The organism is Mesorhizobium sp. ISC11, assembly GCF_037162595.1.
Taxonomy (GTDB): Bacteria; Pseudomonadota; Alphaproteobacteria; order Rhizobiales; family Rhizobiaceae; genus Mesorhizobium; species Mesorhizobium ciceri.
In genome coordinates this window covers 4,230,260-4,252,026 of record NZ_JAVSPW010000001.1, presented here as the reverse complement: position 1 = coordinate 4,252,026, position 21,767 = coordinate 4,230,260, and the positions used below count along the sequence as shown (strand labels likewise).

Annotated in this window: 23 protein-coding genes and 1 riboswitch; of the genes, 9 read left to right on the top strand and 14 right to left on the bottom strand. The window is 63.0% G+C overall.

Translation table 11 applies throughout. The features are described 5' to 3' along the window. Positions 1 to 47: 47 nt before the first annotated feature. Both RPF88_RS20610 and RPF88_RS20605 read right to left on the bottom strand, forming a co-directional pair. On the bottom strand, positions 48 to 671 hold the full coding sequence (locus RPF88_RS20610) for a LysE family translocator (RefSeq protein WP_023761181.1): 624 nt from the start codon (positions 669 to 671) through the stop codon (positions 48 to 50). A gap of 96 nt (positions 672 to 767) precedes the next feature. Next, a complete protein-coding gene (locus tag RPF88_RS20605; RefSeq protein ID WP_013528283.1) occupies positions 768 to 890 on the bottom strand; it encodes a hypothetical protein in 123 nt (40 codons plus the stop codon). 238 nt (positions 891 to 1,128) lie between these two features. Between RPF88_RS20605 and RPF88_RS20600 the strand changes: the two genes are divergently transcribed. From RPF88_RS20600 to RPF88_RS20575, 6 genes are all read left to right on the top strand, one after another. After that, entirely contained in the window at positions 1,129 to 1,896 is a 768-nt protein-coding gene (locus RPF88_RS20600) for a L,D-transpeptidase (RefSeq protein ID WP_024501964.1), read from the top strand. 100 nt (positions 1,897 to 1,996) lie between these two features. Continuing rightward, entirely contained in the window at positions 1,997 to 3,163 is a 1,167-nt protein-coding gene (locus RPF88_RS20595) for a diphosphate--fructose-6-phosphate 1-phosphotransferase (RefSeq protein ID WP_013528281.1), read from the top strand. A 71-nt stretch (positions 3,164 to 3,234) separates the two neighbouring features. Continuing rightward, a complete protein-coding gene (locus RPF88_RS20590) occupies positions 3,235 to 3,954 on the top strand; it encodes an MBL fold metallo-hydrolase (RefSeq protein WP_337123104.1) in 720 nt (239 codons plus the stop codon). 244 nt (positions 3,955 to 4,198) lie between these two features. Further along, entirely contained in the window at positions 4,199 to 5,719 is a 1,521-nt protein-coding gene (locus tag RPF88_RS20585) for a DegQ family serine endoprotease (RefSeq protein WP_275953198.1), read from the top strand. Between the two features lie 148 nt (positions 5,720 to 5,867). Further along, positions 5,868 to 6,479 carry a sulfite oxidase-like oxidoreductase gene (locus tag RPF88_RS20580; RefSeq protein WP_127367079.1) on the top strand — a complete coding sequence of 204 codons (612 nt, stop codon included), beginning with the start codon at positions 5,868 to 5,870 and terminating at the stop codon, positions 6,477 to 6,479. After that, the gene (locus RPF88_RS20575) at positions 6,476 to 7,222 is read left to right on the top strand and encodes a ferredoxin reductase (RefSeq protein ID WP_337123103.1); all 747 of its coding nucleotides are present in this window, start codon (positions 6,476 to 6,478) and stop codon (positions 7,220 to 7,222) included. Before RPF88_RS20580 ends, RPF88_RS20575 begins: the two co-directional genes overlap by 4 nt. A 40-nt stretch (positions 7,223 to 7,262) precedes the next feature. Here RPF88_RS20575 and RPF88_RS20570 read toward each other — a convergent pair whose 3' ends face one another. The 8 genes from RPF88_RS20570 to RPF88_RS20535 form a co-directional block, all read right to left on the bottom strand. Continuing rightward, positions 7,263 to 8,738: a nucleotidyltransferase family protein gene (locus RPF88_RS20570; protein WP_337123102.1), complete on the bottom strand. Its 1,476-nt coding sequence runs from the start codon at positions 8,736 to 8,738 to the stop codon at positions 7,263 to 7,265. Then, on the bottom strand, positions 8,735 to 9,412 hold the full coding sequence (locus RPF88_RS20565; protein WP_013528275.1) for a glycosyltransferase family 2 protein: 678 nt from the start codon (positions 9,410 to 9,412) through the stop codon (positions 8,735 to 8,737). Before RPF88_RS20565 ends, RPF88_RS20570 begins: the two co-directional genes overlap by 4 nt. After that, a complete protein-coding gene (locus RPF88_RS20560; protein WP_013528274.1) occupies positions 9,412 to 10,164 on the bottom strand; it encodes a glycosyltransferase family 2 protein in 753 nt (250 codons plus the stop codon). Before RPF88_RS20560 ends, RPF88_RS20565 begins: the two co-directional genes overlap by 1 nt. 55 nt (positions 10,165 to 10,219) lie before the next feature. Next, on the bottom strand, positions 10,220 to 10,972 hold the full coding sequence (locus RPF88_RS20555; RefSeq protein ID WP_027160995.1) for a glycosyltransferase family 2 protein: 753 nt from the start codon (positions 10,970 to 10,972) through the stop codon (positions 10,220 to 10,222). Beyond that, positions 10,969 to 12,018 (bottom strand): serine kinase, encoded by a 1,050-nt coding sequence (locus RPF88_RS20550; RefSeq protein ID WP_337123101.1) that lies wholly within the window; start codon positions 12,016 to 12,018, stop codon positions 10,969 to 10,971. Before RPF88_RS20550 ends, RPF88_RS20555 begins: the two co-directional genes overlap by 4 nt. 48 nt (positions 12,019 to 12,066) lie before the next feature. Continuing rightward, a complete protein-coding gene (locus RPF88_RS20545; protein ID WP_024501955.1) occupies positions 12,067 to 12,498 on the bottom strand; it encodes a PqqD family protein in 432 nt (143 codons plus the stop codon). 169 nt (positions 12,499 to 12,667) lie between these two features. Continuing rightward, positions 12,668 to 13,768, bottom strand: a complete 1,101-nt coding sequence (locus RPF88_RS20540; protein ID WP_337123100.1) for a hybrid-cluster NAD(P)-dependent oxidoreductase — start codon at positions 13,766 to 13,768, stop codon at positions 12,668 to 12,670. A 24-nt stretch (positions 13,769 to 13,792) separates the two neighbouring features. Further along, on the bottom strand, positions 13,793 to 15,040 hold the full coding sequence (locus RPF88_RS20535; protein WP_013528269.1) for an aromatic ring-hydroxylating oxygenase subunit alpha: 1,248 nt from the start codon (positions 15,038 to 15,040) through the stop codon (positions 13,793 to 13,795). 115 nt (positions 15,041 to 15,155) lie between these two features. After that, positions 15,156 to 15,357: riboswitch (cobalamin riboswitch) on the bottom strand. Between the two features lie 510 nt (positions 15,358 to 15,867). Between RPF88_RS20535 and RPF88_RS20530 the strand changes: the two genes are divergently transcribed. The 3 genes from RPF88_RS20530 to RPF88_RS20520 all read left to right on the top strand — a co-directional run bounded on the left by RPF88_RS20530 (position 15,868) and on the right by RPF88_RS20520 (position 16,660). Beyond that, positions 15,868 to 16,065 carry a DUF680 domain-containing protein gene (locus RPF88_RS20530; protein WP_013528268.1) on the top strand — a complete coding sequence of 66 codons (198 nt, stop codon included), beginning with the start codon at positions 15,868 to 15,870 and terminating at the stop codon, positions 16,063 to 16,065. Between the two features lie 79 nt (positions 16,066 to 16,144). Then, a complete protein-coding gene (locus tag RPF88_RS20525; protein WP_013528267.1) occupies positions 16,145 to 16,345 on the top strand; it encodes a DUF680 domain-containing protein in 201 nt (66 codons plus the stop codon). Between the two features lie 69 nt (positions 16,346 to 16,414). Further along, the gene (locus tag RPF88_RS20520; protein ID WP_013528266.1) at positions 16,415 to 16,660 is read left to right on the top strand and encodes a DUF680 domain-containing protein; all 246 of its coding nucleotides are present in this window, start codon (positions 16,415 to 16,417) and stop codon (positions 16,658 to 16,660) included. 78 nt (positions 16,661 to 16,738) lie between these two features. Here RPF88_RS20520 and RPF88_RS20515 read toward each other — a convergent pair whose 3' ends face one another. The 4 genes from RPF88_RS20515 to RPF88_RS20500 are packed head-to-tail and all read right to left on the bottom strand — an operon-like array spanning position 16,739 to position 21,714. After that, positions 16,739 to 17,851 carry an ABC transporter ATP-binding protein gene (locus tag RPF88_RS20515; protein WP_013528265.1) on the bottom strand — a complete coding sequence of 371 codons (1,113 nt, stop codon included), beginning with the start codon at positions 17,849 to 17,851 and terminating at the stop codon, positions 16,739 to 16,741. Between the two features lie 24 nt (positions 17,852 to 17,875). Further along, on the bottom strand, positions 17,876 to 19,540 hold the full coding sequence (bglA, locus tag RPF88_RS20510; RefSeq protein WP_337123099.1) for a beta-galactosidase BglA: 1,665 nt from the start codon (positions 19,538 to 19,540) through the stop codon (positions 17,876 to 17,878). Between the two features lie 4 nt (positions 19,541 to 19,544). Beyond that, the gene (locus tag RPF88_RS20505) at positions 19,545 to 20,699 is read right to left on the bottom strand and encodes a carbohydrate ABC transporter permease (RefSeq protein ID WP_337123098.1); all 1,155 of its coding nucleotides are present in this window, start codon (positions 20,697 to 20,699) and stop codon (positions 19,545 to 19,547) included. A 1-nt stretch (position 20,700) separates the two neighbouring features. After that, positions 20,701 to 21,714, bottom strand: coding sequence for a carbohydrate ABC transporter permease (locus RPF88_RS20500; protein ID WP_013528262.1), 1,014 nt, complete (start codon positions 21,712 to 21,714; stop codon positions 20,701 to 20,703). Positions 21,715 to 21,767 lie beyond the last annotated feature (53 nt).

The following is a 21,767-nucleotide window of genomic DNA, read 5'->3' as shown; positions in this document are numbered from 1 at the left end:
GTAATGATCCCGAAAACCAGTTTCGGGATCATGATCAAAAAGACAGCTTAATTGCTGGAACGCATCGCCACCGTGGCGATGCCGGCGCCGACCAGCAGCGTACCGCCGGTGCGGTTGAAGATGCGGATCGCCTTGGGATTGCGCACCACGTTGCGTGCGCGTGCCGCGATCAGCGCATAGCCGAAGGCATTGGCGAAGGCGAGCGCCAGGAAGGTCGTCTCGAAGATCAGCATCTGCGTCCAGAAATCGGCGTGCCGGTCGAGGAACTGCGGCAGGAAAGCAACGAAGAACGTGATGCTTTTCGGGTTGAGCGCGGTGACGAGCCAGGCGTGCGCCATCATCTTGGCCGATGAGACCGCGTCGGTGCGCGGTTCGGCCTTCAACGCGCCGCCGGCGCGAAACAGTTTCACGCCAAGATAGATCAGATAACCGGCGCCGATCAGCTTCAGGATGGTGAAGACGGTCGCCGAAGCCGCCAGCAGCGCGCCGATACCCAGCATCGACAACGTCATCGCAGTGAAATCCCCCAACGCCACGCCGACGGCCATCGGCAGAGCGGTACGCCAGCCCTGGCCCAGCGCATAGGACACGACCAGCAGGATGGTCGGACCTGGAATGATGAGAAGGATCGTCGATGCGGCAGCGAAGGCGGCCCAGTTTTCGAAGGACATGCTCGTCTCCTTTGAGCTTAAAGAAGAGGATAAATCCTTAGGCCCGGGAGAATGTAAAGAGGCGATTTCCCTAACTGCGCCAGCGGCAGATCGGTGTCAGTTCGCGCCGCTCAGCGTGCTCACGATATCGGCCAGGCTGACATTGGCACCGAGAACGGTTGCCGCCGCGACAATGGCAGCGGCAAAAAGCTTGATGTCGGTTTTTAAGGTCTTGCACATGGAGGCCCCTCGCTGATGGTTCGAGGAGTAGGAGACGCCGGCGCCGGGAATATGACTCGACCGAGGTCTTTTTGTGCAGCAGCCTTCGTTCAAGTTCAGGCAAGAAGGTCGAACATCGCCAAGGCCATGCGCAAATGCAGGCTGTGCAAGGTCTTCACGCTTTATCAACCATGAATGAGGAAAATGCCTGCTATCCGGCCGGACCGTGCTTCCCGCCGACAGCGTAGGGTCTGGGTATATGCGTGAGTTGCCGCAAGGTCTGACGCCGCCGCGAAATGGCGACGCAATCGAAACCGATCATCATCTTTCCCGCCGCGCCATCCTGTCCGGGGCAGGGGCGCTTGCGCTGCTGAGCGCCGCCGGTTGCTCGACCTCGGGCGGCGGCCTGCCGGCGCTCGAGCTCGACGACGTCACCACGGGTTCCGTGCGGCCGATCCGGCCAAGCATCAGCGTCGACAAGAACGTCACCAGCCCCGGGGTCATGTATGCCGGGCTGACCGACGGCGGCTTCAACGTGCCGGAAGTGCCATATCTGAAGGTCAAGCCGGAATTCCGCCGCCAGATCGTCGTCGACACGACAGGCGAGGCGCCCGGCACCATCGTCGTCCATCTCAAGGAGCGCATGCTCTATCTCGTCCAGCCGGGTGGCGATGCCATCCGTTATGGCGTCGGCATCGGCAAGGACGGTTTCCGCTGGTCCGGCCGCGCCAACATCCAGTACGGCAGGGAATGGCCGACCTGGACGCCGCCGCCGGAGATGATCGCCCGCAAGCCTGAACTGGTGAAATGGCAGGCCGGACAGCCCGGCGGCCTAACCAATCCGCTCGGCGCGCGTGCCCTCTACATCTACCAGGACGGTAAGGACACCGGCTATCGCATCCACGGCTCGCCCGAATGGTGGAGCATCGGGCAAGCGATGTCGTCGGGCTGCGTGCGCCTAATCAACCAGGACATCATCGACCTCTACAGCCGCGTCTCCAAGAAAAATCCGGTCGTCGTCGTCTGACGCTTATGCGGCGTGTTGGCGCCGCTCGAAACTCCCGTTGCGCGATGCGGCAAGACAGGCCAAGGTGCCTTGAAAACCATCGCGCCGGGAGAAATCAAGCATGGCTGGAACGTTTGTCATCGCGCAGGGCGGCGGCCCAACCGCCGTCATCAACCAGACGGTTGTCGGGGCGACGCTGGAGATCCGCAAGCGGCATCCCGGTGCCAAGGTGCTGGGCTCGATCCATGGCGTGCGCGGCATCCGTGACGGCAATTATGTCGACCTTTCCGCCATTCCGGAAGACCGCCTGCGGCTGATTGCCGGCACGCCGAGCGCCGCCCTCGGCTCGACGCGCGACAAGCCCGACGCCGCCTATTGCGATGTCATCCTCAACGGCCTGAAGAAGGCCGGCGCCGACGCCTTCATCTATATCGGCGGCAACGACACGTCGGGTACCCAGCAGATCCTGACCGACGCCGCCGGCGGCTCAATTGCCTTTGTTCATGCGCCAAAAACCATCGACAATGATCTCGAGGAAAACGACCACACGCCGGGCTTTATTTCGGCGGCCGAGTTCGTCGCCGGCGCCTTCCTGTCCGTCGATCTCGATTTTCGCGCGCTGCCCGGCATCTATGTCGGCATCGTCATGGGCCGGCATGCGGGCTTCCTGACCGCGGCTGCCGCTGCCTGGCAGCTCGACCCCGACAGCGGCCCTCATCTCGTCTATGTGCCCGAGCGCCCATTCTCGGCCGCTGGCTTCATCGACGACGTGCGTGCCACGCTCGATCGCCACAAGCGCTGCATCGTCGCCGTTTCGGAAGGCGTCAGCACCGCCGACGGCAAGGCATTGGTCGAAAGCCTGGTGCCGCCGGACAAGCTTGAGCGCGACGCGCATGGCAACGTCAAGCTGTCGGGCAGCGACCTGCCGGCCGCACTCGAGCGCGCGTTGGCGGAAGGCCTGCCCGGCAAACGTGCCCGCGTCGACGCGCTCGGCTACATGCCGCGCGGCTATATCGGCGCCATCAGCGCGGTCGACGCGCAGGAGGCTTTCGATGCCGGCGCTTTCGCGGTCACCGTCGCCGAACAGGGCGGCGGCTCGGTGGCGCTGCAATATGACGGCACCAGAACGGTGCTGAAGAAAGTGCCGCTCAAGAACGTCGCCGGCAAGACCCGCCACATGCCTGACGATTTCATGAAGCCCGACGTCAATCAGCTGTCGGATGCCGGCATGGCCTATCTCAAGCGGCTGGTGCCGGAAAAGTACAAGGTCGGGAAGCCCTTCGTCTGATGCCGGGCTCACACCTGATGCCGGGCTCACACCTGATGCCCGGCTCACTTCGTATGCCGGACTCACACTTGATGCCGAGCTGGTTCAGCAGGAGCGTGGTCGACGGCAAGACGACGATGCTGACCGAGCCCTTCGTGCATGCCTATGTTCGGGCCAATATCTGGCATCTGCGCGGTCGCGATGCCGACCTGCTCGTCGACACCGGTATGGGCATCTGTCCGCTGGCGCCGCAGATCGAGACGCCGCAGGGCAAGCCGTTGCTGGTCGTTGCCACCCACATCCATCTCGACCACGTCGGCTCGCTGCATGAATTCCCGTTGCGGGCCGGGCCAAGAATGAGCGCGGCTCGGTTCGAGACCATGGATGAGGCCGCGACTTACGCCTACATGTTCCACGACCTCGAGGGTGCCGTCTCGAAACTGCCGGCGCCCGGATGGAAGTCGGCCGACTACAGGATCCCGCCCGCGCCGTTGACGCGAACCCTGGACGAGGGCGATGTCGTCGATCTTGGCGACCGGCAATTTCGCGTGCTGCATTTGCCGGGCCATTCACCGGATTCGATCGCGCTGTTCGACGAGGCCGACGGACTGTTCTTCAGCGGCGATGCCATCTACGACGCCATGCTGATAGACGACCTGCCGGATTCCGACCGGGCCGCCTATATCAGTACGATGCGGCGCCTGCTCGACCTGCCGATCCGTATCGGTCATGGAGGACACGGACCGAGCTTCGACGGCAAGCGCATGCGCGAGATTGCTACGGCCTATCTCGGACGAACCGCCGGTGGCTGAGGCTCCAGCGAGGCAGCAAGGCGCGACCCGACGACTTTGCGACCCTGCCGCCGTGCGGATATTAAATCTTCGTAAGGTCGCCCGAAAACCCTAAATCGGGCCAATCCGCGCCCTAGATGCAAGGCCGTCGATCCGGTTGGCTGCCATGTAGGCGAGACGGGCAATTGCAACCTCGACACGCCGATGACCGATTTCCCGCATGGGAGGCCACGGCGCTGGATCAACTCTCGCCCGGACAACGACCATGTCAGATATCCTTCGTAGGCATCGCGTCGCGGCCTTGCTGGGCGCTGCGCTGATCATATCCCCCTTCGTCATGTCTTTCGCCCAAAGCGCGGGCAACACCGTTCCGACCACCCAGACACCTGTTGCCGGCATCACTGCGCCCAATGGCTCGTTCGCACCCATCGTTGCCGCCGACAAGCCGGCGGTGGTGACGGTCACCACGGTCATGAAGGCACAGCCTGAAACGATGAGCGATGCCTCTCCTTTCGACGGCGGCTCGCCTTTCGACGACTATTTCCGCCAGTTCTTCGGTGACCAGGGCATGCCGACGCCCAAGACGCCGCCGCAACAGCAACCGCAGCGCGCCGAGGCGCTGGGTTCCGGCTTCATCGTCGCCTCCGACGGCACCATCGTCACCAACAATCACGTCATCGATGGGGCCTCTTCGATCAAGGTGACGCTCGACGACGGCACCGAACTTCCGGCCAAGCTCATCGGCCGCGATGCCAAGAACGATCTCGCCGTGCTGAAGATCAAGTCGGACAAACCCCTGCCGACCGTCAAATGGGGCGATTCCGACAAGCTTATGCCAGGCGACCAGGTGCTGGCCTTCGGCAACCCGTTCGGCATCGGCACCACCGTCACGGCAGGTATCGTCTCGGCGCGCGGCCGTGACCTGCATAGCGGGCCGTTCGACGATTTCATCCAGATCGACGCGCCGATCAACCACGGCAATTCCGGCGGCCCGCTGGTGGATGTCGCGGGCAATGTCGTCGGCATCAACACGGCGATCTATTCGCCCAATGGCGGCAGCGTCGGCGTCGGCTTTGCCATTCCGTCGGACCAGGCCCAGAAGGTGGTGGCCAAGCTGATGAAGGGCGGCTCCATCCAGTACGGCTATCTCGGCGTTCAGATCCAGGAGGTGACACCGGATGTCGCGAGCGCCATCGGGCTCGACCATCCCGGCGGCGCGCTGGTTTCAGAGGTCAATGACGGCTCGCCGGCGGCCAAGGCCGGCATCGAGACGGGTGACGTCATCACCAGCTTTGCCGGGCAGGACGTAAAGGACCCCAAGGACCTGTCGCGGGCGGTCGCCGATGTCGCGCCGGGCGCCACGGAAACGGTCGATGTCTGGCGCAAAGGCAAGCCGATGCGGATTTCCGTCGATGTCGGCCAGAACAGCGCCGATGCGAAGACCGCGTCGCTGGATGACGGGTCCGACACGCCCAGTGCCGGGCGCGCTCCGGCGATTGGGCTCGGCTTGATGGATATAACGCCCGACATTCGCCAGCAGATGAACCTAGCCGGCAAGCAGCACGGCGCGGTGGTTGCCAGCGTCAATCCCGACAAGGCCGCCGCCGCTTCCGGAATACAGGCCGGCGACATCATCGTTGCCGTCAATCAGGTGCCGGTTAAGAACGCCAGGCAGGTAACCCAGGCAATCGCGCAAGCCGGCAAGTCTGGCCGCAAGTCGGTGCTGTTGCTGGTCGAGCGTGGCGACGCTCAGATCTACATCGCGGTGCCTTTTGCCAATGGCTGAGTAATGGCCTTGACGTGAACGGGACCGGCAGGGTTCGTCGGCGACGATCCCCTCCGGCCTCCGCCCGTCAAGATTTTGGTTGCCCGCCACGACATCTTCGAGAACATTGCATCAGGCTGATGTCGGCCCGATGCAGGAGATTGCCGCGATGGTCACCCGAGGTTTCTCTTCAGGACGGCGCCCGCCAACCGATGACGATGCCCGCATCCCGCCCGGCCAATATCTTGAACAGGGTTTTCCGGTGCTGTCGGCCGGTCCGACGCCGCGCGTGCGCACCGAGGATTGGTCTTTCACGCTGAAACATGGGCCACGCCCGATCAAGAAATGGAACTGGGCCGAGTTCAACGCGCTGCCGCTGACCAAGATGACGCGCGACATCCATTGCGTGACCGCATGGACCAAGTTCGACACGCCGTGGCAGGGCGTGCTGGTCGACGATATCCTTGCCGACGCGGGTGTGGAGCCGCCGACCGGCTTCACGCTGGCGCACGCGTTCGACGGTTACACCACCAATGTGCCGGTCAAGGATCTCACCGCCGGCAAGGCCATGGTCGCGCTGCTCTACGAAGGCAAGCCGATCACACCGGATCATGGCGGCCCGGCAAGGCTGCTGGTGCCGCATCTCTATTTCTGGAAGTCGGCCAAATGGCTGAACGGCCTGCAATTCACCACGCGCGACGAGCCCGGTTTCTGGGAATTGCGCGGCTACCATATCTATGGCGACCCATGGCGCGAGCAACGCTACACGGACGATCCATGAGCGATACGGCGGCAGTGCAGTCGCCCTGGCAAACAGCCGGCATCGTCCGCATCGAAAAGCGCACGCCGCGTGTCACCAGCTTCTTTTTTCAGCCGTCTCGGCCCTTCGCCTATCGCGCCGGGCAGCATGTCGACGTCAGGCTTACGGCGCCGGACGGCTATCAGGCGCGCCGCTCCTATTCCATCGCCTCCGCGCCCGAAACGAATGGCGCAATCGAACTGGCGATCGAAAAACTCGACGATGGCGAGGTTTCGCCCTTCTTCCACGAGGTCGCGGCAATTGGCGACGAAATCGAACTGCGCGGGCCGCTTGGCGGGCATTTCGTCTGGCCGAAGGATGAGAGTGGGCCGCTTGTGATGGTCGGCGGCGGTTCGGGCGTCGTGCCCTTGATGTCGATGATCCGCCACCGCGCCGCACGGAATTCAGCGGTGCCCGTCGTCCTGGTCTTTTCGGCCCGGGTCTGGGACGAAGTGATCTTTCGTGACGAGCTGATCGCCCTCGACGAGCGTCAGGACGGCTTCGAGCTGGTGCTGACACTGACCCGCGAAGCCGCACGCCGCCCGGCCGACTATGCGCGGCGGGTGGACGTCGCGATGATGGCGCAAGCCATGGCGCGGCTGCCCGAGCCGCCCGGTCTCGCCTTCGTCTGCGGCTCCAATGCCTTCGTTTCCGCGGCAGCCCAGGCGCTGATCGATGCCGGCGTTGCAGCCGAAATTATCCGCACCGAACGCTACGGAGTTTGAGCGGACGCCGCCTTGCGAGAAAGGTTCGTCGGATTCGCCTTCAGCCGATCGGCAAGAAACCCGCCGACAGCAACTGGAAAGGCAAGGCGCCATAGGCGGCCACCGTGGCCGCGTCGTTCCACTCGCGAAACTGTCGCGATGGTCGCGCCTCGAGCGTCAAGGCAACTCGCGCGCCGTCGAGCGTCACCTTGCCGCGAAAATGCAGCACGCGTTCCCTGCCGGATCGGCTGATAGCCACGGCACGCAGGCGAGCGATATGCTCGCCACCGTCATTGATCTCCATTTCGATGCGGCGCCGGACCGGCGGAACGCCGATCCTGACGGTGATGTCGAGCATCATGTCGCCGGTCGTTTGCGGACAGGCGATGGCCTGCGAAAACACCAGAGGCTCCGATGCGGCTTGCGGCTTGCCCGCGGCCGGTCTCCCGCGCCAGGGTTTGGCGGGCGGCTCCTGCTGCAACCGGCCCTTCTTCCGCTTCAGGCGCAACTGCTTGGCAAGGCCGCGCGACAGCCAGACCAGGCCGCCGAAATCCGTGCGCGGCTTGGCTTGCAGAACCGACGACCAACGCGACAGGCCAGCCCGGTCGGCCATCTCGAAGATTCTGGCCATTGTCCGTTCCGGCACCGGAATGCCAATCTCGAACGCCAGATAGGATAACGCCACCGCCGCTGGAACCGCCAGGCCGCGTCTTCCGACGATGTCGAGGAACATCCCCCAATCGACGTCTTCGGCATGGATGGCGACCGCGCAGTCGACAAGCCAGTCGCTGTGGGTGTGGGCGTCGAGGCCGCCATGGGCGATGGCCAGTGCCATGCGATCGGCCGGCGATGGCACGAAGACCGCGACGCCGCTGAATTGTGCCGGGACCGCCCGTTGCCAGATCGCCAGGTCGTCTTCCGCGCTCGTCTGCGACCCATCATAGCCGAGCTGGTGCAGGTCGATGTCGCCGAAACGGCCCTTGAAGAAGTTCATCGACCGCAGCGACGCCAACCGGGTTCGCAGATATTGCGCGCTGACGCCCGAGGCGATCTGCCAGTCGCGGTCGCGCAAGATGTCGAAGACGGCAGCCATGTCGCGCGGGCGCACCAGTATGTCGATGTCATGCGCCACCCGACCACGCTGCGCCGACGCGTTCAAGGCAATGCGGCTGGCGCCCTTGATCAGCATGATGTCGGCGCCGCCGTCGGCCATCGCCTTCAGCGCCGGCTCGGCCTCGCGCATCGCCATGCGCGACTGCGTCCACAGCATCTTCTGCAGGCCGACGAGGCGCGGGTGCGCGGTATGCCCGGCCAGTTTTCTGCCGAACCTGTCGGAGATGGCGGCGAGCAGACGATGTTCTCGAAACGAGACGAGGTCGATGTCGTTCTCGTCGAGCCAGCGCGCGGCGCAGGCAGCGGCTGCGTCCTCATCGGAGAGCAGCGCCGCCTTCAGCAACAGGTCCAACTGGCCAGTGGGCCACGACCAGCCATAGTCCGGGAAGCGGCGGCTGATGCGGCGAACAGGCCTGGCGTTCAACTGGAGCCCGCCTTGTTCTGGGCCCGCCGCTGCATGGCGAGCCTTGCGACCTGGATATAGCCCCGGTCGCGTGCCGGATCGCGGCCGTAGGAAAGGCTGCCCGGACGGATGCGGCGCAATGCAAGCACGTCGTCGAGCATGGCAAGTACAAAGCCTGCCTCACGAACCCGGGCGATCCAGTCGATCATCTCGCCGCGACCGCCTGGTGGGTCGATGATGGGACCGACGCTCTGCACCACCTCCTGGCGGATCATCATCGTCGTGCGCGACCAGCCCGCTCCACTGGCCGCATCGGGCAAATCGGGGCTGTCGCCGCGAAACGTCCGCCAATGCGTAAAGACGCCCGCTGTCCCGGGATGACGGTCGAGATAGGCCAGCTGCTTTTCGATCTTGTCCGCCAACCACAAATCGTCGGCATCGAGCGTCGCGATGAGCGGCGTCGAGAGTGCCGCAATGCCACGGGTCGTTGCGCTGCCGGGTCCGGTATTGTCCTGTCGCAGCACCGTCACCGGCAAGTTCATCGCATCGATCACCGCGGCCGTATCATCGGTCGAACCGTCATCGACCACGACGATGGCCTCCGCTTTTGCCGTCTGGGCCAGAACGGAGTTCAGGGCAGCGCCTATGGTGGCGGCCGCGTTGAAAGCCGGAATGACGACGCCGTAGCCTGCCATCAAAGGAACCGCCACTGCGCGAGATCCTTGAAGTCGAAAATCCCCTCCACCCGGCGCAAGCTGGGGTCGGCCCGGCGACGCTTCATCGACTTGTGAATGGCGCGCATGAACTCGCGAAAGGGCACATCGGCTTCCTTGGTCATGTTGCCGGGATGACGCCTGTAATAGAGAGCCACCGTATCGGGCATAACGTATTTTGCCTGGCTCTCAAAGATACGCAACAGATAGTCGGTGTCCTCGGCCTGTTTGAAATCCTCGTCGAAACCACCGGTGCGCTCGATGAGGTCTCGCGCGAAGATCCCGGCGGACAGGTGGATTCCTCGCACGGTGATGGAGTGGCTGTCGGCGGCCGGTTCCAGTGTCTCGCCATCTATCTTGTCTATCAGCGTCATGCGCGAATAGGTCAGATCGAGGCCAGGATCCTCTTCGAAGCAGGCGAGATCCGCCTTGAAGCGGCCTATCGGGGAGATGTCGTCCGAATCGAGAAACGACACCAGACGCGTCTGCGGCAGCAACTGCTTCAGCCCGGCATTGCGCGCCTTGGTGACCCCGCCATTGATCTGCTGGAAAAGACGAATGCATGGGGCCTCGTCGATTAACGACCGTACGACGGCTGCCGAGCCATCGGTCGACCCGTCGTCGATGACGATGATGTCGAGATCGATGTCTTCGCGCTGCCTGAGCAACGAGCGCAGCGCCAGGCCAACGAATTGTTCGCGATTGTAGACCGGCATGATGACGCTCAGCCTCATCGGCGTCTCCAGCAGCGTTGCGGGCTTGGCTGATCCGAGCCGATTGTGTCGAGCATCATGGCATCCGCCAATCGGCGGGACTCTTCAATTCGAAGATGCCCTGGACCTCTCGCCGTGACGGATCGGCCTTGCGCCGCCGCATCGACTTGTGGATTGCACGCAAGTGGTTGCGGACCCTGCCGCTATGTTCCTTGGTGACATTTCCGGCGTGGCGTCGGTAGTAGATCGCGACGGTGTTCGGCAATTCGTAGCGCGGACCGGTTTCGAAGACTCGCAACAGATAATCCGTGTCCTCGGACTGCTCAAAGTCCTCGTCGAAATGGCCGATGCGATCGACAAGCGTTCGACTGAAGAGAGCGGTGCTCAGCGAAATTCCGCGAAGCGTCATGGTACAGCAGTCCGCCTCCGGCTCGAGCTTCTCGTCGTCGATCCGGTCGACCAGCGTCATCAGCGAATAGGTTAGCTCAAGCCCGGAGGTAGCCTCGAAGCGGGCGAGATCGGCCTTGAACCGTCCGGCCAGCGAGATGTCGTCAGAATCCAGGAATGACACGAACTCCGCATCCGGCGGCAGTTGCCGCAGCCCGGCGTTGCGCGCCCTGGCCACGCCCATGTTCGATTGCTGGAAGAGTCGGATGCAGGGGTTTTCGCGCATCATCGAGCGTACGGCCTCAGCAGAGCCGTCGGTCGAGCCATCGTCGATGACGATGATGTCGAGATCGGCGGCGTCCCGCTGCCGCACCAGCGAGCGCAATGCCGAAACGACATAGCGCTCACGGTTGTAGACGGGCATTATCACGCTCAGTTTCACGAAGCGCCCCGCACAAGAAAGTCCGCAATCGTGCCGGCTATCTCCTGTGGCTGCGTCCCCAGCGACAGACGATAGCACGGCAGCAGGCGGGTCAGGTCGCTGAAGAAGCGAAAGCCGCTCTCCCGCTCGCCCGGCATCTGCGCTATGCCGGACGGCGCCAAGGCAATCATGGCATCCCTGCGCGACACCGGCACGATCGAACTTGCCCCGCCTCCGCCGATATGTGGCACCAGCAGCGCAACGATGTCCAGAGTTTCGGGCACCGGCCGTGGCGCAATGTCGACAATGTGAAAAGCATGCTTGCCTTGCCAGTTGAGCGGACCGTGCGCCTTCAGCCGGTGCTTCAGCCCAAGTCGCGCGAATCCCTGGGGATCCTGCTTGAGTGTTGAAAACAACGGGCGGGCAGTCACGCCGTTGGAGAGGTCGACCAGCACATAATCGTCGCCGACGCTGTCCAGTCCGTGGAGGAGGCCGGCGGCGACGGTCCCGGATTTCCCGGCGCCGCCCGCGCCGGCCAGCAGTACGCCCCTGCCTTTGGTGCCGAGCGTCCCCGCATGGGCCAGCCGCATGCCACGTGCCGCATATTCCCAATGGAAGAAGGGGCGCAGCGGCGCTCCCGGCTCCCAGGGTGGAAAGGCATCGGCCGAGGCCATCAATTGCACGCCAACGCGACGTTGCGGATCATAGAACTGCCAGAAATCCAGGTCGTGGAAATGGTTGCCGCGCAATCCGGCTTCCGCCAGCCTGGTGGCGAAGCCATGCTGCGTGAAGGGTCCTTGGCCCCATCTGGCCGGTGCCGCGATGCCGTCAATGCCGGGATGTGCGACGAAGATGCGGCAGATGTCGGCAGGCGCTCGGTTGTCCGGAGCCGTGACAAAGCCATGAGCGAGGGCATCCGCCAACGCGCCGGCACTCACATGCGCGGTCAACTCCAGATGCGGCAAGCCCACCTTGCAGGTCAGTGGATAATGCGCGGCGCTGCTCTGCGCTTGCGCCAGGACATGACGTGCGTAGTCAGTCAGGTTTTCGAGAGTGACGTTTGGCATGGTCTGCCTGTTCCGGATCTGTCCGGCAACGAGAGCCTGGCGGGCGCCTCAGTTGGCCTGCTTCACCGCGGGCCAGCCGAGGGGCTCCTCGACCTCGTGGATGGGATCGACGACAATGAGGTCGGCAAGGTCGTCATGGATGTCGACCTTGAGGGGCTCGCCGGCAGCGGCGAGCTGAGCCAGCAATTCACTGGGAACCGGTCTTGCCACGCCATCGGTTACGGCCGCCAGCAAACCGAATTCCAGCAATTGTGAAACAAAGCCGTCAATCGCGGCGGCATCGAGGGCGCCAATTCCGGTCGCGGCGCCGACCAGTTCGGAGGCAGGCACGCCGGACGACAGTGCATCCCAAAGCCTGCTGCCTGAATCAGAGAAGCCGAAATATTTACCGGTGGTCAGGTCGAGAACGACGGCTTCGCCATCGAAGGATTCAAAGACGATATCCTTGCTGGCAATGGCATATACGCCGGATTGTCGCATGTTTGCTCCCCGCCGAAGCAGGCCGCGGAGATGATCTTCGGGCCCTACGGTCAACCCCACCGTTGCAGGCGTCTAACCATTTGCAAGGTTTTTGGCAAGATGGCGTAGGCCCGGGTGAGCGCAGCTGCAGGCCGCGCGGGCATGGACAGTCTCTGACCGTGCCTGCCGGTCACGCCTCGATTTCAAGCGCCGAAAGCGGCTTCGAGCAACAGGCGAGGATAAAGCCGTCCTCGATTTCGTGATCGAGGATGCCGCCATTGTGGCTCATCTCGACGTCGCCCGCGACCTTCCTCACCTTGCAGGTGCCGCACAGGCCGAACTCGCAGGCGGCGGGAATCCGCACCCCCGAGGCGCGTGCCGTCTGCAGCACGGTCTGGCCGGCGACGCATTCGGCATCGACATCGGAATGCGAGAACCGGATCGGTGTCACGGCCTCCACGGTGTTAGCGGCGCCGTCTTCCGCCGGCGGCGAGAACGGCGCCGGGATCTCCTCCACGGCAGGCGCGGCAAAGCTTTCCTGATGGTATTTCGCCATGTCGAAGCCGGCTGCGTCCAGCATGCCGCGCACGGCGCGCATGAAAGGATCGGGGCCGCAGCAGAAAATCTCGCGCTCGCGGAAATCGGGCGCCAGCAATGGCAGCCGGATCGCGTCGATGCGGCCCATATGGCCGAACCAGCCCTCGCGGCTCGACCGCTCCTCGATCATGAAGCCGAGCGACAGCCCAGGCATGCGGCTGCCGAGCAGTTCGAGCTCCTTGCGGAAAATGATCTCTTCCGGGCGGCGCGCGCAGTTGACGAAGCCGACATCGGTCCATGGCGCGCAGTCGTTCAGCCAGCGCAGCATCGACATCATAGGCGTCACGCCGGAGCCGGCCGAAATGAACAGGTATTTGGCCGCCGGGTGGCTGTGCAGCGAGAAGTCGCCAGTCGGCCCATAGGCCTTGACGTGCGAACCGGGCGTCAGATGGTCGAACATCCAGCGCGTACCGGTGCTGCCCGCCTGCGCCTTCACCGTCACCGCGATCGAGAACGGCCGCGACGGCGAGGACGACAGCGTGTAGGTGCGCATCAGCGGCCCGTCCGATGTCGGCAGTTCCAGAGTCACGAACTGCCCCGGTTTGTAGCGGAACCAGGTCTGGTTGTCGGAGCGGAAGGTGAAGGTCTTCACGTCAGGCGCTTCGTCGCTGACGCCGATCACTTCCAGCACCTGCAGCCTGTCGTTCCAGGGCGTCATCTGGTCGAGATGGCGATAGAGGCCAAGGTCCGTCATCGCATTCATCCTCTTATCCCCTGGCTAGGCGACGCTGCGCAGGGCCGGCCGGCCGCCTTCGGCAAGGCGCGGCCCGATGAACGACGCGTACCACTCGACGAACTGGATCACGCCGCCCTCATGCAGCTCCGAATAGGGGCCTGGTTCATAGGCAGGCGACAGGATGCCGAAGGCGTTTTCCTCGACGATGCGGCGGTCCTGGTCGTTGGTCTCGGTCCAGACATGGGTGAGCTCAGCGAGGTCGTAGTCGACGCCTTCGACCGCATCCTTGTGGACGAGCCATTTCGTGGTCACCGCGGTTTCCGTGGCACTGATCGGCAGCACGCGGAAGGTAACGGCGTGGTCGCCGAGGATATGGTTCCAGGTCGTCGGATAGTGATAGAGCAGCAAGGAGCCGATGCGGTCGGTTGAAACGCTGTCGGACAGGTTCTTCTGGACCGCCCGTTTTCCCGTCATGGTGTAGCTGACGGCATCGCGCAGCAAGGGCGCGCGGGTGGCGCGGTACTGCCCTGCCGGATCGATGCGGAATTTGCTCGGCAAGCCTGATGCCTCGCATCTGGCCCAGTGTGCGACCATTTCAGGGTCGCTGTCGGCGCCATGGACGCCGGTTACGGTTGGAGCCTCGGGGAAGGTCTTGCACAACTCGGGATGATTGGCGGCGCAGTGGTAGCACTCGCGGTTGTTTTCCCAGACCAGCTTCCAGTTGCCCTTCTCGACGATCGTGCTCTCGAAGGCGATCTTTGCTTCACGCAGCCGGTGCGGCAAAAGATAGGGTTCGATCATCGCCCGCATCGGCGCGAAATCTGCCGGTTCCTTGGCCAGGCAGATGAAGATGTAGCCGCCGACGCTCTCGCAGGCGACCGGCTTCAGGCCGAAATCACTCTTGTCGAAACCGTCGGCCATCTGGCGGGCAAACAGCAGGCGGCCGTCCAGCTCGTAGGTCCACTGATGATACGGGCAGACGAGCTTTGCCGCGGTACCCTTCTCCGTGTTGCACACGCGGCTGCCGCGATGGCGGCAGGAATTGTGGAAGGCGTTGATCTTGCCGTGCTGGTCGCGGACAAGGACGACCGGATAGTCGCCGACCTGCACGGTGATGTAGCTGCCCGGCTTCGGCAGTTCGCAATCATGGCCGATGAACAGCCAGTCGCGATACCAGATCAGCTCCATGTCGAGCTTGAAGTAGTCCGGATCGGTGTAGAAGGGCTGCTCCAGCGAAAAGCCTTGCCGGCGCCCCTTCAGGAGCCTCAGCATGTCGTTGCGGATATCCATGTCCTGTCCTCGTTCCTAAGGACTGAACTGGTGGTGACGGAGGAAGGATTGAAACGCAGGCCGGCTGTGTGCCGGACATGCGCTATCCACCTCTTGACCGCCCACCGCGATCAGTCGAGTCTAAAAATCTCGGGCTGGTTTCCGGGCTCTGGAGTTGTCCTTGCGGACCATCGCGACACCTTCCCAGGCGGTTGCCCAGTGGTCTCCCGTTGCGACTTGAACTCCACCACCGTTGCGGGGGCAGCGCCGGATTCTGACCGGCTTCCCAATTCTCCGCCTCGTCGTCACGAAGCGGCACCTGAGATGGTATGATCTAACCACGATCGCGGGCGCGCCGTCGGCATGAAAACGACATCGTATCCATGCGGCGCGACACGGCATGCGAAACGCTACTGCAGATCGTCGTGGGCCGAGATCTCACCTCCCGGGCGGCCATTTGCCGGCTGCGATCTTCCCGAATCCGACCCTTCGCGGGGGTCAAAAAAGGTTAATGGTTTCGAAAAGTGACTATTAGCTCGCCCTAAAATCGAACCGAACGGTTCGTTTCTGTTGACGGTGCGTGCAGGACGGTGTGAACGCTGGGCCTCTGAAACAGTCAGTGATCCATCAGGTGGCTACACCTAACACACTGATATGAAGAAGAAAAATGCATCCCTAGATTCCATTGGCACAATTTCAAGGTGTGGATTCATGGTCCACACGGAACAACTTCGTGATTGGAAAAGAGGACCTTGCCCTCCCACATCGGGGCTGTCCGAACGACGCGATTTCATTTCCAAGACACGCCGCTAGACGGACGGAAAAAAGACGATACTGGAGTACCAAAAATGAAAAAGATCATTCTCACTGCCGCAGCCCTTCTGGCCATTTCCGGCAGCGCCTTCGCTGGTAGCGACCACTACGGTTCCAACGCCGCGGCAGCCACTGCTGTCGACAGCTCGTACACCGCTTCGACCAAGAAGTCGGAACCGGCTGCTCAGGCGCCTGCCCAGGGTGCTGACCGCAACCTCTTCGGCAACAACTAACAGCCGATTCCCAGTTTCCCGGTCGACGGCGGGCTCGCCCGCCGCCGTGGCGAAATCCAGACATTCAGGAGTATTCAAGATGAACAAGATCCTCATTGCTGCCGCCGCCGTTCTGGCCATCACCGGCAGCGCTTTCGCGGGCAGCGACAACTACGGTTCGAACGGCCCCAACCAGCCTGCCGCCGCTGTGGACCAGTCGTACACGGCTTCCACCAAGACCTCGGAACCGGCTGCCCAGACGCCCGCTCAGGGCAGCGACCGTAACCTCTTCGGTCGCTAACAACCAATTTCGCAACCGACGGCAGCTGTGTCTGCCGTCCTGGCGAAATCCAGAATTCGGGAGACTAAAATGAACAAGATCCTTATTGCTGCCGCCGCCGTTCTGGCCATCACCGGCAGTGCCTTCGCCGGCAGCGACAACTTTGGCTCCAATGGTGCCAATCAGCCTGCCGCCACGACTTCGGTCGACAGCACGCGCACCTCTTCGGTACGCAACACCGGTTCGCCGGTTTACAAGCTGCTGAACTCGTCGGGTGACACCACCCAGAAGTCTGCTCCGCAAGGTGCCGACCGCAACCTCTTCGGCAACAACTAACAACCGAAGTCGATCTCCAAGTCAAAGAGCGGCGGGCCCGGCCCGCCGCTCTTTTTGTGCCTGACACGGTAATTGCGGTTAAGCCGCCTTTGCTTCCACTTCATGCAACGCGAAAGAACGTCCATCCGCGTCGAAGATATGCAGGTCCTCGCCATTGGCGCTCAGCCGCAATGTCGAGCCGCGCTTGACCTCGACATTGCCGGGCAGCTTGGTCACCAGCGGCAGATCGGCGCGGCCGATGTCGACATAGACAAGCTGCACCTCGCCGAGTTGCTCGACATAGTCGACCGTCCCCTCGAACAGATAGTCCGCGCCGCTGGCGATGATCAGGTCCTCCGGCCGCACGCCAAAGCTCACCGCAGCGCCCTTTGCCGAAGCCGGCGTCGCAATCGGCACGGTCGCCTTGCGTCCGCCGACATGGCTGACGACGGTCGGGTTTCCGGTCTTTTCGATGGTCGCCGGCAGGATGTTCATGGCCGGCGAGCCGATGAACTGGGCAACGAACAGATTGCCGGGCTTCTTGTAGAGGTCCATCGGCGTGCCGACCTGCTCGATATGGCCGTCCTTGAGCACCACGATGCGGTCGGCCAGCGTCATCGCCTCGACCTGGTCGTGGGTAACGTAGATCATGGTCGTGTTGGGCATCGATTCCTTGAGCTTGGCGATCTCGATGCGGGTGGCGACGCGCAGCGCGGCGTCGAGGTTCGAAAGCGGCTCGTCGAACAGGAACACCTTCGGATTGCGCACGATGGCGCGGCCGATGGCGACGCGCTGGCGCTGGCCACCCGACATCGCCTTGGGCAGGCGGTCGAGATATTTGGTCAGCTGCAGGATCTCGGCGGCCTGGCGCACGCGGCGGTCGATCTCGGCCTTGTTCTCTTTGCCGATCTTCATCGAGAACGCCATGTTGTCGTAGACGGTCATGTGCGGGTACAGCGCGTAGGACTGGAACACCATGGCGATGCCCCGCTTCGACGGCGGCACGTCGTTCACCACTTCGCCGGCTATTCTGAGTTCGCCGGAGGTGATTTCCTCGAGCCCGGCGATCGACCTCAGCAATGTCGACTTGCCGCAGCCCGACGGGCCGACGAAGACGATGAACTCGCCCGACTTAATATCGAGGTCGATGCCGTGGAGAATGTTCAGATTGCCGTAGGACTTCTTCACTTGTCTTAGCGTGACATCGGCCATTGGTTTCCTCCAGTGATTGGAAATTCAGTCGAGACGCCCGAACCAGGCGCCGTAGCCGCCAAGCTCGATGGAACCGCTGCTCGCCTGCCCCGAAAATCCGTGCCCGGGCAGAGGTTGCAGCGATCGGCCGCCAAGGTCAACCTTGGCCCGCCCGGCTCCCAGATTGAAGACGCAGACGATCTGCTCGTTGCCTGCGCGGCGCGTGAAGGCGACGGTATCTCCCTCACTTTCGATGAAGGTGATGTCGCCCTTGGCCAGCGCCGGATGGGCACGCCGGAAGGTGAGAAAGCGCCGGTAGTGCTCGAGCAGCGAAGCCTCGTCGCCCTGCTGGACATTGACCGCTTGCGCCAAATGCTTGGCCGGCACCGGCAGCCAGGGTTTTGCCTGGGAGAAGCCGCCATTCTTGGCGCCGCCGTCCCACACCATCGGTGTGCGGCAGCCGTCGCGGCCCTTGAATTCAGGCCAGAAGCGGATGCCGTAGGGATCCTGCAAATCCTCGAACCGAAGGTCGGCCTCGCCGAGCCCAAGTTCCTCACCCTGATAGATGCAGACCGAACCGCGCAAGGACATCAGCAGCGCCGAGATGACCTTCAGGTAGGCGGTCGGGTCGGGCTCATTGGCGGCCCAGCGCGAGGCCGGGCGCATTACATCGTGGTTGGAGAAGGCCCAGCACGACCAGCCATCGCTGGCGACCTTGCCGAAGGATTCCAGCACCGAGCGGACCTTGCCCGCGCTGATCTTTTCCGGCGCCAGGAAATCGAAGGAGTAGCACATGTGCACGCGCTTGCCGCCGGCGGTGTAGGCGGCCACCACTTCAAGCCCACGCTGCGAATCGCCGACCTCGCCGACCGCTGCCGTTGCCGGATATTCATCGAGCAGGGCACGGAACCGTTCGAGGAAGCCGAGATTCTCGGGCCGGCTCTTGTCGTAGAGATGGTCCTGGTAGTTGTAGGGGTTGACCGCCGGCGCGGTCTGGTCGTTGCGCTCTTCCGGCGGCAGCGGCGGGTTGTTTTCCAAGCCCTGGCTGTGGAAGTAGAAATTGATGGTGTCGAGCCGGAAACCATCGACGCCGCGCTCCAGCCAGAAGCGGGTGACGTCGAGCAACGCGTCCTGGACCTCGTGGTTGTGGAAGTTGAGGTCGGGCTGCTCGGCCAGAAAATTGTGCATGTAATATTGCTGGCGGCTGGTGTCCCATTGCCAGGCCGAGCCGCCGAAGATCGACAGCCAGTTGTTGGGCGGCGTGCCGTCCGGCCTGGCGTCTGCCCAGACGTACCAGTCGGCTTTCGGGTTGCTGCGGCTCGACCGGCTTTCCTTGAACCACGGGTGGTTGTCGGCGGTGTGCGACAGCACCTCGTCGATCATCACCTTCAAGCCCAGCCTGTGTGCCTCGGCGGTCAGCGCGTCGAAGTCGGCCAGCGTGCCGAACATCGGATCGACGTCGCAGTAATCCGACACGTCATAGCCGAAATCCTTCATCGGCGACTTGAAGAACGGCGAAATCCAGATGGCGTCCGCACCGAGTGCCGCGATGTAGGGTAGCCGCCCGATGATGCCCTTGAGGTCACCGATGCCGTCGCCGTTCGAGTCCTGGTAGCTGCGCGGATAAATCTGGTAGATCACCGCGCCCCGCCACCAGTCGCCATCGATGGCGAGGTCAGGCTTCGAGCTGGCCTTCAAAGCGGATTGCATCGTCTCAGCCTCCTTTCACCGAGCCGGCAAGCAGCCCGCGGACAAAATAGCGCTGCAGCGAGAAGAACACGATCAGCGGCACGATGATGGTCACGAAAGCCGATGTCGTCAGAATCTCCCAGTCGCCGCCGCGTGAGCCCAACAGGGCGTTGAGCTTGGCGGTCAGCACGATCTGGTCTGCCTCCGTACCGAGGAAAACCATCGCCACCAGCAGATCGTTCCATACCCACAGGAATTGGAAGATGGCAAACGAAGCCAGCACCGGAAACGACAGCGGCAAGACGATCTTGACGAAGATCTCGAAATCGCTGGCGCCGTCGATGCGCGCCGATTCCATGATTTCGCGCGGCAGGCCGGCAATGTAGCTGCGCAGCAGGTAGATGGCGAAGGGCAGGCCGAAGCCGGTATGCGCCAGCCAGATGCCGAGATAGGTCTTCGACGGCATGCCGAAGAAAGCGCCGACGCCGTTGTAGAGTTTCAACAGCGGGATCAGCGACATCTGCAACGGCACCACCAGCAAGCCGATGATGACCGCGATCAGCAGCGCCCGGCCGGGAAACCGCATCCAGGCCAGCGCATAAGCGGCAAAGGCGGCGATCAGGATCGGGATGACGGTCGCCGGAATGGTGACGGTCAGAGAATTCATGAAAGACCGTCCGATGCCTTCGGAGAACAGCACGGTTTTGTAATTATCGGTGGTGAATTTCGGCGGCGCCGACGAAGCATAATAGACGCGCTGGCCGCGATCGCCTTCGAACGCTTTCGGGGACTGCATGACGAAGCTGCCGTCGGCATTGAGCTGCAAGGTCACGCCGTCGCCGAGATCGGCTGTGGTGCCGGCGGGATACTGCGTCGGTGCCGCCGATTTGACCCCGAAGGCGCTGATGTCGCGCTTGGCGCCGTCGCCGAAGATATTGCCCTCGAGCACGAACTTGCCGTTCTTCTCGACTTGCGCCGAGGCGGGCGGCAGCCGGCCGGCTTCCGTCTGTGTGGAACTGGCGAACGAGTTCCACCAGCCCGAGGCGATGATCTGGTTCTTGTCGCGCAGCGACGAAACCAGGATGCCAAGGGTCGGTATGGTCCAGATCGCGACGAAGATGAGCACGGCGATGTGGACGCCGAAGCGGCTGGCGAAGGAATTTCCGGTCGCGACGGCCATCTCAATGTCCTCCCGTCTCTTTGTTCGCCTGTCGGATGTTCCAGACCATGATCGGAATGACCGCAATCATGATGATGATGGCGATGGTGGCGCCGCGGCCGAAATCGCCGCCGCCGCGGAACATCCAGTCGAACATCAGATTGGCCAGCACCTGGCTGTTCCACTGGCCGTTGGTCATGGTCAGCACGATGTCGAATACTTTGAGCACCAGAATGGTGATCGTGGTCCAGACCACGGCGATGGTGCCCCAGATCTGCGGCACCATGATCTTCCAGAAGATCTGGAACGGATTGGCGCCGTCGATGACGGCGGCTTCCAGCGTTTCCTCGGGGATGCCGCGCAGGGCGGAAGACAGGATGACCATGGCAAAGCCGGTCTGGATCCAGATCAGGATGATCATCAGGAAGAAATTGTTCCAGAACGGCAGCGATATCCAGACCTGCGGCTGGCCGCCGAAATGCTGGATGATGGCGTTGAGGATGCCGATCTGCGTCTGGCCCTCGCCCCGATATTCGTAGATGAATTTCCAGATCACGCTGGCGCCGACGAAGGAGATCGCCAGCGGCAGGAAGATCAGGCTCTTGGCGATCGTGCCCCACCAGATCTTGTCCGTAAGCACGGCGATGATCAGCCCGAGGAAGGTGCAGGCGGCCGGCACCACCGCCAGCCAGATGATGTTGTTGAGGATCGAGTTGCGGAACTCGCGGTCGCCGAACGCCCATTCATAGTTCGCCAGGCCGACGAAATTGATGCCGCCGCGATCGAGGAACGACAGCCGCAGCGTCTCGACCACCGGATAGATCAGGTAAATGGTGAGGATGATCATCGCCGGGCCGACGAACAGCCATGGGCGGACCAGCCCTTGCCGGCGTAGATTGTCGATGGCCGCGGCACCGGCGACGCCGCGTGACGGGAATATCAGGTCGACCAGTTTGTTGGCGCCCCAGAAATAGGCGACGCAACCGCCGACGCCGACGATGATGACGAATATGGCCGAGAAAATCTGAGCCGCCATGGGTCCCTCTCCCCCTGCGCATGACCCGACAAGGAATGACCTTGGTGACGGGG

Bases quoted from the DNA above. Each gene is read 5' to 3' on its own strand.
- RPF88_RS20610 (WP_023761181.1), bottom strand. From the start codon at position 671: ATGTCCTTCGAAAACTGGGCCGCCTTCGCTGCCGCATCGACGATCCTT.
- RPF88_RS20605 (WP_013528283.1), bottom strand. From the start codon at position 890: ATGTGCAAGACCTTAAAAACCGACATCAAGCTTTTTGCCGCTGCCATT.
- RPF88_RS20600 (WP_024501964.1), top strand. From the start codon at position 1,129: ATGCGTGAGTTGCCGCAAGGTCTGACGCCGCCGCGAAATGGCGACGCA.
- RPF88_RS20595 (WP_013528281.1), top strand. From the start codon at position 1,997: ATGGCTGGAACGTTTGTCATCGCGCAGGGCGGCGGCCCAACCGCCGTC.
- RPF88_RS20590 (WP_337123104.1), top strand. From the start codon at position 3,235: ATGCCGAGCTGGTTCAGCAGGAGCGTGGTCGACGGCAAGACGACGATG.
- RPF88_RS20585 (WP_275953198.1), top strand. From the start codon at position 4,199: ATGTCAGATATCCTTCGTAGGCATCGCGTCGCGGCCTTGCTGGGCGCT.
- RPF88_RS20580 (WP_127367079.1), top strand. From the start codon at position 5,868: ATGGTCACCCGAGGTTTCTCTTCAGGACGGCGCCCGCCAACCGATGAC.
- RPF88_RS20575 (WP_337123103.1), top strand. From the start codon at position 6,476: ATGAGCGATACGGCGGCAGTGCAGTCGCCCTGGCAAACAGCCGGCATC.
- RPF88_RS20565 (WP_013528275.1), bottom strand. From the start codon at position 9,412: ATGGCAGGCTACGGCGTCGTCATTCCGGCTTTCAACGCGGCCGCCACC.
- RPF88_RS20560 (WP_013528274.1), bottom strand. From the start codon at position 10,164: ATGAGGCTGAGCGTCATCATGCCGGTCTACAATCGCGAACAATTCGTT.
- RPF88_RS20550 (WP_337123101.1), bottom strand. From the start codon at position 12,018: ATGCCAAACGTCACTCTCGAAAACCTGACTGACTACGCACGTCATGTC.
- RPF88_RS20545 (WP_024501955.1), bottom strand. From the start codon at position 12,498: ATGCGACAATCCGGCGTATATGCCATTGCCAGCAAGGATATCGTCTTT.
- RPF88_RS20540 (WP_337123100.1), bottom strand. From the start codon at position 13,768: ATGACGGACCTTGGCCTCTATCGCCATCTCGACCAGATGACGCCCTGG.
- RPF88_RS20535 (WP_013528269.1), bottom strand. From the start codon at position 15,040: ATGGATATCCGCAACGACATGCTGAGGCTCCTGAAGGGGCGCCGGCAA.
- RPF88_RS20530 (WP_013528268.1), top strand. From the start codon at position 15,868: ATGAAAAAGATCATTCTCACTGCCGCAGCCCTTCTGGCCATTTCCGGC.
- RPF88_RS20525 (WP_013528267.1), top strand. From the start codon at position 16,145: ATGAACAAGATCCTCATTGCTGCCGCCGCCGTTCTGGCCATCACCGGC.
- RPF88_RS20520 (WP_013528266.1), top strand. From the start codon at position 16,415: ATGAACAAGATCCTTATTGCTGCCGCCGCCGTTCTGGCCATCACCGGC.
- RPF88_RS20515 (WP_013528265.1), bottom strand. From the start codon at position 17,851: ATGGCCGATGTCACGCTAAGACAAGTGAAGAAGTCCTACGGCAATCTG.
- bglA (WP_337123099.1), bottom strand. From the start codon at position 19,540: ATGCAATCCGCTTTGAAGGCCAGCTCGAAGCCTGACCTCGCCATCGAT.
- RPF88_RS20505 (WP_337123098.1), bottom strand. From the start codon at position 20,699: ATGGCCGTCGCGACCGGAAATTCCTTCGCCAGCCGCTTCGGCGTCCAC.
- RPF88_RS20500 (WP_013528262.1), bottom strand. From the start codon at position 21,714: ATGGCGGCTCAGATTTTCTCGGCCATATTCGTCATCATCGTCGGCGTC.